This is a genomic window from Colwellia sp. Bg11-12, from assembly GCF_014076955.1.
In the GTDB taxonomy this organism is placed as follows: domain Bacteria; phylum Pseudomonadota; class Gammaproteobacteria; order Enterobacterales; family Alteromonadaceae; genus Colwellia_A.
In genome coordinates this window covers 80,663-92,012 of record NZ_JACGUZ010000074.1, presented here as the reverse complement: position 1 = coordinate 92,012, position 11,350 = coordinate 80,663, and the positions used below count along the sequence as shown (strand labels likewise).

The 11,350-nt window shown below is 36.1% G+C and carries 11 protein-coding genes; 6 read left to right on the top strand and 5 right to left on the bottom strand.

The features are described 5' to 3' along the window. Positions 1 to 34 precede the first annotated feature (34 nt). The gene (cysZ, locus tag H4J39_RS13090; protein WP_182228867.1) at positions 35 to 793 is read left to right on the top strand and encodes a sulfate transporter CysZ; all 759 of its coding nucleotides are present in this window, start codon (positions 35 to 37) and stop codon (positions 791 to 793) included. 177 nt (positions 794 to 970) lie between these two features. Continuing rightward, positions 971 to 1,357, top strand: coding sequence for a hypothetical protein (locus tag H4J39_RS13085; RefSeq protein WP_182228866.1), 387 nt, complete (start codon positions 971 to 973; stop codon positions 1,355 to 1,357). Positions 1,358 to 1,453: 96 nt separating this feature from the next. On the opposite strand, the gene H4J39_RS13080 is transcribed toward H4J39_RS13085, so the two are convergent. After that, positions 1,454 to 3,304 (bottom strand): M1 family metallopeptidase, encoded by a 1,851-nt coding sequence (locus tag H4J39_RS13080; RefSeq protein WP_182228865.1) that lies wholly within the window; start codon positions 3,302 to 3,304, stop codon positions 1,454 to 1,456. 101 nt (positions 3,305 to 3,405) lie between these two features. Then, positions 3,406 to 4,272, bottom strand: a complete 867-nt coding sequence (locus H4J39_RS13075; RefSeq protein ID WP_182228864.1) for an OmpA family protein — start codon at positions 4,270 to 4,272, stop codon at positions 3,406 to 3,408. Between the two features lie 184 nt (positions 4,273 to 4,456). Here H4J39_RS13075 and rnt point away from each other — a divergent pair, with 184 nt between their 5' ends. After that, on the top strand, positions 4,457 to 5,170 hold the full coding sequence (rnt, locus tag H4J39_RS13070) for a ribonuclease T (RefSeq protein WP_182228863.1): 714 nt from the start codon (positions 4,457 to 4,459) through the stop codon (positions 5,168 to 5,170). Between the two features lie 10 nt (positions 5,171 to 5,180). Here the strand turns inward: rnt and H4J39_RS13065 are convergent, their stop codons facing one another. The 3 genes from H4J39_RS13065 to H4J39_RS13055 form a co-directional block, all read right to left on the bottom strand. Next, a complete protein-coding gene (locus H4J39_RS13065; protein ID WP_182228862.1) occupies positions 5,181 to 5,534 on the bottom strand; it encodes a hypothetical protein in 354 nt (117 codons plus the stop codon). Between the two features lie 210 nt (positions 5,535 to 5,744). Further along, entirely contained in the window at positions 5,745 to 6,350 is a 606-nt protein-coding gene (locus tag H4J39_RS13060; protein ID WP_182177885.1) for a peroxiredoxin, read from the bottom strand. 138 nt (positions 6,351 to 6,488) lie between these two features. Then, positions 6,489 to 6,827 (bottom strand): Grx4 family monothiol glutaredoxin, encoded by a 339-nt coding sequence (locus tag H4J39_RS13055; RefSeq protein WP_182177883.1) that lies wholly within the window; start codon positions 6,825 to 6,827, stop codon positions 6,489 to 6,491. 311 nt (positions 6,828 to 7,138) lie between these two features. Between H4J39_RS13055 and sodB the strand changes: the two genes are divergently transcribed. The 3 genes from sodB to H4J39_RS13040 all read left to right on the top strand — a co-directional run bounded on the left by sodB (position 7,139) and on the right by H4J39_RS13040 (position 11,340). Further along, complete coding sequence (sodB, locus tag H4J39_RS13050) at positions 7,139 to 7,720, top strand: superoxide dismutase [Fe] (RefSeq protein ID WP_182228861.1); 582 nt, start codon at positions 7,139 to 7,141, stop codon at positions 7,718 to 7,720. Between the two features lie 362 nt (positions 7,721 to 8,082). Continuing rightward, positions 8,083 to 10,017: a PrkA family serine protein kinase gene (locus H4J39_RS13045; RefSeq protein WP_182228860.1), complete on the top strand. Its 1,935-nt coding sequence runs from the start codon at positions 8,083 to 8,085 to the stop codon at positions 10,015 to 10,017. 45 nt (positions 10,018 to 10,062) lie between these two features. Further along, positions 10,063 to 11,340 carry a YeaH/YhbH family protein gene (locus H4J39_RS13040; RefSeq protein ID WP_182228859.1) on the top strand — a complete coding sequence of 426 codons (1,278 nt, stop codon included), beginning with the start codon at positions 10,063 to 10,065 and terminating at the stop codon, positions 11,338 to 11,340. Positions 11,341 to 11,350: the final 10 nt, after the last annotated feature.

Here is an 11,350-nt window from a genome sequence, read left to right as displayed (position 1 = left end):
AAGTAAAACAGCGTGTAAGGATAAAAATCACCCAATGAATACAATTATTAATCAACCGTTTGCGAACAGTGGCGCAGGATATTTTATTAAAGGCTTTGAACTCATTAATATAAAAGGCATTCGCCGGTTTGTTTTTATACCTCTATTAGTCAATTTGGTTTTATTTAGCTTTGCCTTTTATCGTTTATTTATCGAACTAGAAACTTATATGGCTATGCTCGATAACTGGCTTCCTGCTTGGCTTTCTTGGTTAAGCACTTTTTTATGGCCAATCGCTTTACTCTTTTTGTTAGTGATGTTTTCTTTTATTTTTAGTTCTGTTGCGAATTGGATCGCAGCGCCTTTTAACGGCTTATTGTCAGAAAAAATGGAATTATTACTCTGTGGTAAAACAATCCCCCCCTCTTCTACCCTTGATGTTATAAAAGATGTACCTAGGACATTATCGAGAGAGTGGTGTAAGTTGCGTTATTATCTGCCACGCGCTATAGGATTTTTCATTCTTTATTGGATACTGCCTGTTGTAGGCCAAGTTATGTGGTTTTTGTTTTTAGCTTGGATGATGGCGGTTCAATACAAAGACTACCCTTTTGATAATCATAAAATTGACTTTAATGAAATGCGTCAAGCGTTGAAACAAAAACAAGGCTTAAGTTATAGCTTTGGGATCACAACCGCAGTATTTTCAATGATCCCCGTGGTTAATTTAGTCGTTATGCCTGTAGCAATATGTGGTGCAACCGCATTATGGGTTGACCATTATCGAGATGATTTTGTTGACCGTTCAGGTTAATTAATTATTAATCATTTAGTTAGGGATATTCATACAATTAGATGATTAATGACCCTATTGCTATTTATTATTTAAACAATAGATTAATACACATAAGTCTACGATTATTAAAAATAACCTTGATAGTTACGTTTCAACACACTAAATTGAAAAGAATCAGTGAAAGGATCAAAACCTATGCATAACCTTCGTCCCTTAAATTTCTCAAAAAAGTTAACCTGTTCACTCAATGCAATATTGTTGACTTTAACGCTAACAATCGTTAATCAGGCAGTTGCAGATGAGACGACAATAGTTACGATACCTACTATGAATGATGCTCGAGTTTTTGCAGAATTCAAAGATAAAATGCCTGCTGTCGTTAACTATTTCACTAAAAGTACTGAGGAAGATGTTATTGGTTTTTATCAAAAAGAGTATGGTCAAGCATTAAATCAAGAAAGAAAACGTGGACGTTTGACTCTAAACTTTAGCCAAGAAAAACATGATATTCGAGTGGTTATTTCACAGCAAAACCACCTTAGGCAAGTCGATGTGATTATTGAAAATAGTACGAGTAAATAATATAGAGTCTGCATAATTAATTGAGATAAAAAAAACGCCACGCTAAATAACGTTAACGTGGCGTTTTTTATGATTACTTTTTTGTTTTCTAAAAGGCTAATTAACCTTTAATACACCGTCGATAGTACCTTGAGCTAAACCATGATAACCCGGTCGTGCTTTTGCATAGACTTCAAGTGCCCAAGCTTTGCCTTTTGGTGTTTCAGCTAGCGCTTTATATAAAGGAACAATTAATTTCCGGCGACCGATTGATATTAGGTATTTTGACATCGCAGGATATACAGCATCGTAACCCGTTCTTAATGCTAATAAGTACCATGCATGAGCAATTTCGGCATTTGTACTAGCGGTTAGATTAAACGCTTTATCGAGTGAATTCATGCGCTCAGTAGACAAGTTTATAGGTAGGTTATTAATAAAATGCAACCATTCATGTAATGTCCACGCTTTAGTAGGTAAATTCGCTAAGGTAATTTTATCACTTAATAAACTATTGATTTGACCATCGATAGTTGTAAATGCACTTGAGGTAGGCTTTGGCGCATAACTCGGTAAACCTTGTTCATAAATCCATTCATTCACGACTTTGTCACTAACAATATTTGGATATTTATGCGTAAGATGCTTCTTCAAGTAGATAACAAAATTAGCCGTTCCTAAGCTTTCAAAAGCATGGCTATTAAAATAATCTAAAATGAATGGGTCAAACTTATCTCGACCAAATTTAGCTTCTAAAAACATTAAAAACAACTGACCTTTTACATAAGGTACACCAGAAAATGCATCGTCTGGATCTCGCCCTTTAAGATCAATGTAAAGTTGAGTATCACCTGGTGCTAATTCAGCAATTTCGTAGTTTAAGCTTTGTGCGCCAAGCGCTTGTTCCATAACCGCTCTTTCTTCACCAAATACCGCTTCCATAATACGATTTTCAACATAACTGGTAAAACCTTCGTTTAACCATAAGTCGCGCCAACTTTCATTAGTGACTAAATTGCCTGACCAAGAATGAGCAAGTTCATGTGCAATTAAATTGACTAAGCTTTTATCACCCGCAATAACGGTTGGCGTTATAAAAGACAAACGTGGGTTTTCCATGCCACCAAACGGGAAGCTAGGCGGTAAAATAAGTAAATCGTAACGACCCCAACGGTACGCACCAAAGATTTTTTCTGACTCGTCAATCATCGCCTGTGTATCATCGAATTCAGCGACTGCTGCATCTAATATACTCGCTTCAGCATAAATTCCTGTTTGTTTACTCATCGCTTTAAATTCTAAATCACCTGCACTAATCGCAATTAAATAAGGGGGAATAGCTTGTGGCATACTGAAAAAATAATCACCATCACGAGCAGTATCAGGTTCATTGTTCGCGCTCATTACCGCTAACAAGTTATCAGGAGTAGTAATACGTGCTGTGTAGGTTACACGTACACTGGGTGTGTCTTGTACGGGTATCCATGAACGCGCATGAATGGCTTGATTTTGACTAAATAGAAAAGGATACTTTTTACCCGCTGTTTGTTCTGCTGATAACCACTGCAAACCTGACGCTTTTTCAGTAGATTGGTAATAGACACGAATTTTTTGTGCTTTAAAGGTATTGTTAATTGTTAACTTTGAACCTAAAACGTCATCACGCTCAGCAAGTTTAAAACTTACCCCGCGCCACTGACCCGCTTTAGTTTGAGCCATAACGCGGTCAATGATCAAATCTCGGGTATCAAGAATAATCGGTTGTGAATTTTTACTTAACCACTCTAGTGATAATTCGGCAAAACCGATAAGTGATTTTTCATCAAAATTCACCGCTAGGTCTAAATAAATGTGGGTTGTTTTTACTTGGTCGTAATTAGCATAGGTGTAGGCATCATTAGTTTTTGCCAAACTTGTAAAGCTTGATAAAACCAATAGTGCAAATAGAAATTTAAACAATGGTCGCATTATGGAAGATCCAATAAAAAAATAGGCTGGTAGATTAAGATAACCTACCAGCCTATTCAACTGAATCTTTGTAAAATAATTTTTTAACAGTAAATTCGTCTTTACGGTTGTTCCATTCGGATCACGACACGTCTATTTTGTGCTCGACCAATAATGGTGTTATTTGAGGCAATATGACGTTTTTCCCCATAACCATTTGCTTCAATTCGACTCGGGTCAATACCATTTTTAACAAAATGTTCTCTAATGGTATTTGCACGGCGATTCGATACTTTCAAGTTATCATTTCTGCCGCCGTAACTATCGGTATAACCATCAATCAATACCAGCTCTAAATTTTTATCAAGCGCAAGATACTCGGCAATCATGCTTAAACGCTTTTTAGATGATTTAGTTAAACTGTCACCACCAAATTGATAATTTAAAACCGTGTAAGAGATATCATCAAAGTTATAGTTAAGTAAGTTACCAACACAGCCAATAAATTCTTGGTAGACACGGTTAAATTTAGCGGTTGAGATACCAACTGAAATTCTTTCATTATCACTATACCAATCATTATAGTAAAAAGTAGGGTTCATACCCTGCTCTAATTCATTAAGCATGTTCCAAGCAACTTTTTTAGGGAGGCTCGGAGCAAACTGCTTATAGAGTTTCATATCAGCAATAGTTCTACCGCTTTTTCCCGGACGCCAATTAGGCGCAACAGATCTAACTTCTGCTAAGGAATAAGTATCAGGTAGACGCATCATATCTAGCTCAAATTCCATATTCATTTTACGGTTTGCCGTACTGTAGAATTTTGCTTCACCGTAATTAGGTATTTGATGTGAGAGCGTACACTCTAGCCTAGAGTTATTGGTTAATTGCCAATTAGCGTGCTCTAAATCAGCGCCATACTGACGAATACCAGCATTGGCTTGGCTAACAAATATGCATAATAATAATGAGATGATAGTTTTTTTCATAAAATATTTATCTTTTATCTTGCCACTTATCTATTATCGACCAAGGTTTATATAACTTTAGCAGTTATCAGCAATATTTTCATAACTTTCAAGATTCATCGTATCGTTCGCATAGTGTTTCCATTTTTTTTCTGCGATAATTTACTTATTGAAATTGAATGCTAACTTAAAAAAAGATGTAAACATGAGTAAAAGCCCAGATAATAAAAATAATACTTCTGCTGATAAAAATACTAAGAGTGCTTTTGCACAACGTTTTAGAGGTTACTTTCCTGTTGTTGTTGATGTTGAAACCGCTGGTTTTAATGCCCAAACCGATGCTTTATTGGAAATAGCCGCAACGACTTTATCGCTCGATGAAAGTACGGGGCAATTTACTCTTGATGAAACTATTCACTTTAACGTTGACCCTTTTGAAGGTGCGAACCTAGAGCAAGCAGCATTAGAATTTACTGGCATCGATCCAACGAACCCATTACGTGGTGCAGTTGATGAAAACCAAGCACTGACCGATATTTTTAAATTAATTAGAAAAAAAATGAAAGCCGCGGGTTGCCAACGTGCGGTAATGGTTGCTCATAATGCTTCTTTTGATTTGGGTTTTGTTAATGCTGCTGTAGAACGTTGTTCAATAAAGCGTTCTCCTTTTCATCCTTTTGTCAGCTTTGATACAACAACACTTGCCGGCTTAGCCCTTGGACAAACCGTGCTTGCTAAAGCGTGTATGGCTGCAGGATTAGAATTCAATAATAGTGAAGCACACTCAGCACTTTACGATACCGAAAAAACAGCTGAACTTTTCTGTTTTATTGTTAACAAATGGCAAAAAATGGGAGGGTGGCCTTTAGCAATAAACGATGAAGAGCAGCAAGATGCTCAATCGTCGCCTGTCATTTAAAGTGCTTAGCCTAACTGATACGATTACTGTGGCGACACAATAAATTTCTAATGGCTAAAACAATCAACGTAAAAGCACAGAATTGAAAAAGTGCATTTTTTGTGACCATTATCGTAAAAACACCGACCGCACCATAAATATAAGGTAAATATTCATAAAGCAGCTCTGGTAATTTATTTTTAATACCAAGCTGTTTTTGTTTATCAAGTCTTCGAGATGCTGACCGCTTAACTAACATGATACAACCCGCACTATAAAATAACCCCGCTGAAGTTAGCATTGGCCACGTCATGTCAAAAGTGAGCAAATAACCACTGACGATAAAGTAAGCGAAAGGTAAGTTCTCATAAATAAACTTAGGCACAAACAAAACAATTCCATAAATCAATAAGATGATGCGTTAAGTGTAGATTGCTTTTCAATTTTTGATTAGCTTAAATATAAATATCGCTACTTGCTATTTTTAGCCTCTTACATAAAAACGTTGTCACCCTGAACATAAAAAACCGCAATTAAGCGGTTTTTTTAACTAACGATAATAACTAAAGGCTGACTACAGCCAAAGACTTTACGCTTAAAGTTTGTCTGCGTTATCAGTTAAGTAAGATGCAACACCTTCTGGAGAAGCTGTCATACCTTTGTCGCCTTTGTTCCAGCCAGCTGGACAAACTTCACCATGCTCTTGGTGAAATTGTAATGCATCAACCATACGGATCATTTCGTCAACATCACGACCTAATGGTAAATCATTAATCACTTGATGGCGTACATTGCCTTCTTCATCAATTAAGAATGAACCACGAAATGCAACGCCAGCTTCAGGATGCTCAACATCATATGCTTTACAAATTTCATGTTTAGTATCAGCAACTAAAGTATATTGAACCGGGCCAATACCGCCTTCGTTTACTGGGGTGTTACGCCATGCGTTATGTGAAAATTGTGAATCAATAGAAACACCAATAACTTCAACACCACGATTTTTAAATTCTTCCATACGGTGATCAAAAGCTAATAGCTCAGATGGACAAACAAAAGTAAAATCTAATGGGTAGAAAAATAATACCGCTTTTTTACCTTTAATTGCTGTCGATAACGTAAAGCTATCAACAATCTCGCCACTACCTAAAACAGCTGCTGCTGTAAAATCTGGTGCTGCACGGCCAACTAATACACTCATTTCATTCTCCAATATTTTTATTAAATTTATTTAAATCAAAAAACTGACGTATACCTATTATTGAGACGATAAGGTGTTTTTCAACTTATTTTCATCATTATTGATAAAAAAGTTAACGCCATCAGTTTTTATATTTGATTAAGCTTTTTCTTGTGAATTATTTTTCTCTGCTGCTTCTTTTATCAAGGTTTGTAATTCACCTTGTTGAAACATTTCCATAATGATGTCACAACCACCCACTAATTCACCATCAACCCACAATTGTGGAAAGGTCGGCCAATCAGCATATTTAGGTAATTCAGCACGGATATCAGGATTTTGTAAAATATCAACGTAAGCGAACTTTTCACCACATTGCATTAAAGCTTGTGACGCCTGAGACGAAAAACCACAACTAGGTAATTTCGGTGAGCCTTTCATGAAAAGTAAAATAGTGTTTTCTGAAATCTGTTCTTTAATACGTTCAATAGTGTCCATGGAGTACCTCTAAATGCGACCGAAACGATGACGGTCTTTAATATATAAAAATTTAATGTTTATTACTTTGATCAATTGAGTCTGACATTAAAATAATCAAGGCAATAAATACTAAAAGTATTTATTTAATCTAATAAGTAATAACAAGCTTGATATTTACACTAGCAAAACCTATATAAGTGGGTACACTATGCAAGCCTTAATAATACTTGACTAGTTTACTAGGTTTTAACTAAGTTTTAAATAAGAGCAAACAATTTCTTTATTTTTGCGCAAAAATAAATTTTTACAAACCATTTCTGGAGAAAATAATGGCTATTGAATTACCTGCATTACCATATGCACAAGATGCACTTGTACCACACATTTCAGCTGAAACGCTTGAGTTTCACTACGGTAAGCATCACAACACTTATGTTGTAAAACTTAACGGATTAATTGAAGGTACTGAGTTTGAAAGTAAGTCTTTAGAAGACATCGTTAAAACTTCATCAGCAGGCATTTTTAATAATGCTGCACAAATTTGGAATCATACATTCTATTGGAACAGCTTAAGCCCTAACGGTGGCGGTGAACCAACAGGCGCTTTAGCTGACGCAATCAATGCAAGCTTTGGTTCTTTCGCTGAATTTAAAACGAAATTTACTGAAAGTGCAATCAACAACTTTGGTTCAAGTTGGACATGGTTAGTGAAAAACGCTGACGGTAGTCTTGCTATTGTTAATACTTCAAACGCTGCAACACCATTAACTGATGATAGTGTAACGCCGGTATTAACTGTCGATTTATGGGAACATGCTTACTACATTGATTACCGTAATCTTCGTCCAAGCTACATGGCTGGCTTTTGGGCATTAGCTAACTGGGATTTTGCTGCGGCAAACTTCGCTTAATTTATATTCATTAAAGATTAATTTATTAACCTTTAATTAAGCATTTTATTAAAAACCAGAGTATCTACTCTGGTTTTTTTATGCTTAAAATTCAATAAAAGTGTCCTTTTTCTTTTTAATTCAATATAAAAGACTTTTATATTTTCCTCTTTACTTACAAAAAAATCTCTAATTATTCTCTACCTTAAAAAATAACGTCTAGACTTAATGGTAGACATACTCGTTTCAATGCAAAGTTTAGTGTCTTGTTGGAGCGAATATCGATAGTTTCTCGGTCTTATTTGAATGAGTTAAACAATATCGACTTTGTACTACGGTAAGTTTTTACTCATCTGCAAATTTTTTCCCTTATGGAGGCAGTTATGAGTATTTTTCAGCATTATCAATCACGTTACGATGAAGCTAAAGAAGAGAGCTTTAGTATTCAAGAATTTCTAGCTATTTGTCAAAAAGACAAACTTGCTTACGCCACCGCTTCTGAGCGCTTATTGAAGGCCATTGGCGACCCTGAAATGATAGATACCTCAAATGAACCTACCTTAAGCCGTATATTTTCTAATCGCGTAATTGCTCGCTATCCTGCCTTTAAGGAGTTTTATGGCATGGAAGAAGCTATAGAGCAGATTGTTGCCTACCTTAAACATGCTTCACAAGGACTGGAAGAACAGAAACAAATTCTCTATTTATTAGGACCTGTGGGTGGGGGTAAATCATCATTAGCTGAAAAATTAAAAGCATTAATGCAGCAAGAGCCTATCTATGTGCTCAGTGCTAATGGCATAAGAAGCCCGGTAAATGACCACCCTTTTTGTTTATTCGACGCAAATGCAGATGGCAAGATATTAAAAAAAGAATATAAAATACCAGAACGTTATTTAAAGACCATTATGTCACCTTGGGTGGCTAAAAGGCTGCATGAATATGAAGGTGATATTGCAAAATTTGAAGTGGTTAAGTTATATCCTTCAATTCTAGATCAAATAGCCATTGCAAAAACAGAGCCTGGTGACGATAACAATCAAGATATTTCAGCCCTTGTTGGTAAGGTTGATATTCGACAGTTAGAGCACTTTTCACAAAATGATCCTGATGCCTACAGCTACTCAGGCGCATTGTGTCGAGCGAATCAAGGCATGATGGAATTTGTCGAAATGTTTAAAGCCCCTATTAAAGTATTGCATCCGTTGTTAACAGCAACACAAGAAGGTAATTATAATCCAACAGAAGGGTTATCAGCCCTACCCTTTAATGGCATTTTGCTTGCGCACTCTAATGAGTCAGAATGGCAAACCTTTAGAAATAACAAAAACAACGAAGCCTTTTTAGACCGCGTTTATATGGTCAAAGTACCTTACTGCATGCGTGTTTCTGAAGAAGTAAAAATTTATAAGAAATTACTCGAAAACAGTGAATTAAAAAATGCACATTGTGCGCCGGATACGTTAGAAACCTTAGCGCAATTTTCTGTACTATCACGTTTAAAAGATCCAGAGAACTCTAGTATTTATTCTAAAATGCGCGTTTATGACGGCGAAAGCTTAAAAGACACCGATCCAAAAGCTAAGTCGTATCAAGAGTACCGTGATTATGCGGGTATGGATGAAGGCATGTCTGGGCTATCAACACGTTTTGCTTTTAAAATATTATCACGCGTTTTTAACTTTGATCATTTAGAAGTTGCCGCAAATCCAGTACATTTATTTTATGTACTCGAGCAACAAATTGAACGAGAGCAATTACCCCAAGAAACAGCCGAGCGGTATTTAGAATTCATTAAAGGTTACTTATCTGCTCAATACATAGAATTTATTGGCAAGGAAATTCAAACAGCTTATTTAGAGTCTTATTCTGAATATGGACAAAACATCTTTGATCGCTATGTCACTTATGCTGATTTTTGGATACAAGACCAAGAGTATCGCGATGCTGAAACCGGCCAACTTTTCGACCGAGAAGCCTTAAATAATGAATTAGAAAAAGTTGAAAAACCTGCAGGCATTAGTAACCCTAAAGATTTTCGTAATGAAATTGTCAATTTTGTACTACGTGCTAAAGCGAATAATAACGGTAAGAACCCTAACTGGACAAGTTATGAAAAACTCCGCACGGTTATTGAGAAAAAAATGTTCTCTAATACCGAAGATTTATTACCCGTTATTTCGTTTAACACCAAAACATCGAATGACGACCAGCAAAAACATGACGATTTTATAGAACGCATGATGAGTAAAGGCTATACAAAAAAACAAGTGCGGTTACTGTCAGAATGGTATTTACGCGTAAGAAAATCTTCTTAACTTGTACTTTATTGTTTTTAAAAGCCAATAAAGTAGGAGAAAACTATGGCGAATTTTATTGATAGACGCTTAAACAGTAAAAACAAAAGCACGGTTAATCGCCAGCGCTTTATTAAACGCTATAAAAGCCAAATAAAGAAATCGGTTGAACAAGCGATTAATAAACGTAGTGTTACTGACGTTGATCGTGGTGAGGACATTACCATCACCAAAAAAGATTTATCTGAACCTGTTTTTCACCAGGGCAAAGGGGGTATTAAAGATAGGGTTCACCCGGGTAATGACCAATTTACAACTGGTGATCAAATAAAACGCCCTCCTCCGCAGCAAGGACAAGGTAGCGGTAAAGGCGATGCCAGCAACACTGGTGAGGGAAATGATGATTTTATTTTTTCTATTTCTAAAGATGAATATTTGAACTTACTTTTTGAAGATCTCGAATTGCCAAATTTAGAAAAGAACCAATTGGATACGTTAATTGATTATAAGACTGTTCGCTCCGGTTATTGTGCTGAAGGCGTCCCCTCAAATATAGATATTGTAAAATCTCTACAGGGGTCAATAGCAAGACGTATTGCCATGACATCAACCAAGCGTAAAGAGTTGAAAGTCCTTGAACTCGCCTTAGCGGCATTAATGGCTGATAAACATGATCATGTCCAAAAAATTAAAGACCTAAACAATCAGATCGACATTCTTAAAGGTAAAATTAGTAAGGTCCCTTTTATTGACACCTTTGATTTACGTTTTAGAAACTATGCAAAACAAGCCCTACCTACGTCAAAGGCGGTGATGTTCTGTTTAATGGATGTTTCTGGCTCTATGGACCAAGCCACTAAAGATATTGCCAAACGTTTTTATATTTTATTGTATTTGTTTCTCACACGCACCTATAAAACGATTGATGTGGTCTATATTCGACACCACACGCAAGCAAAAGAGGTTGATGAAGAAGAGTTTTTTTATTCGCAAGAAACTGGCGGCACTATTGCTTCAAGTGCATTAGATTTAATGATTAAAATAATGGATGAGCGTTATAAGGAAAGCGAATGGAATATTTACGCCGCGCAGGCCTCAGATGGTGATAACTGGGCCGATGACTCTCCTCGTTGTCAAAAATTACTCACTGAACATATTCTACCTAAAGCACGCTACTTTAGTTACATTGAAATATCACAACGACCTCATCAAACACTTTGGCAGCAATATCAAGAAATTGCAGTATATACAGAGCATTTTGCAATACAACATATTAAAAGCGTTGAAGATATTTATCCTGTTTTTAGAGAACTTTTCAAGAAAAAACAAAATAAAGCAGCCTAAGTTAATAACG

Bases quoted from the DNA above. Each gene is read 5' to 3' on its own strand.
- cysZ (WP_182228867.1), top strand. From the start codon at position 35: ATGAATACAATTATTAATCAACCGTTTGCGAACAGTGGCGCAGGATAT.
- H4J39_RS13085 (WP_182228866.1), top strand. From the start codon at position 971: ATGCATAACCTTCGTCCCTTAAATTTCTCAAAAAAGTTAACCTGTTCA.
- H4J39_RS13080 (WP_182228865.1), bottom strand. From the start codon at position 3,304: ATGCGACCATTGTTTAAATTTCTATTTGCACTATTGGTTTTATCAAGC.
- H4J39_RS13075 (WP_182228864.1), bottom strand. From the start codon at position 4,272: ATGAAAAAAACTATCATCTCATTATTATTATGCATATTTGTTAGCCAA.
- rnt (WP_182228863.1), top strand. From the start codon at position 4,457: ATGAGTAAAAGCCCAGATAATAAAAATAATACTTCTGCTGATAAAAAT.
- H4J39_RS13060 (WP_182177885.1), bottom strand. From the start codon at position 6,350: ATGAGTGTATTAGTTGGCCGTGCAGCACCAGATTTTACAGCAGCAGCT.
- H4J39_RS13055 (WP_182177883.1), bottom strand. From the start codon at position 6,827: ATGGACACTATTGAACGTATTAAAGAACAGATTTCAGAAAACACTATT.
- sodB (WP_182228861.1), top strand. From the start codon at position 7,139: ATGGCTATTGAATTACCTGCATTACCATATGCACAAGATGCACTTGTA.
- H4J39_RS13045 (WP_182228860.1), top strand. From the start codon at position 8,083: ATGAGTATTTTTCAGCATTATCAATCACGTTACGATGAAGCTAAAGAA.
- H4J39_RS13040 (WP_182228859.1), top strand. From the start codon at position 10,063: ATGGCGAATTTTATTGATAGACGCTTAAACAGTAAAAACAAAAGCACG.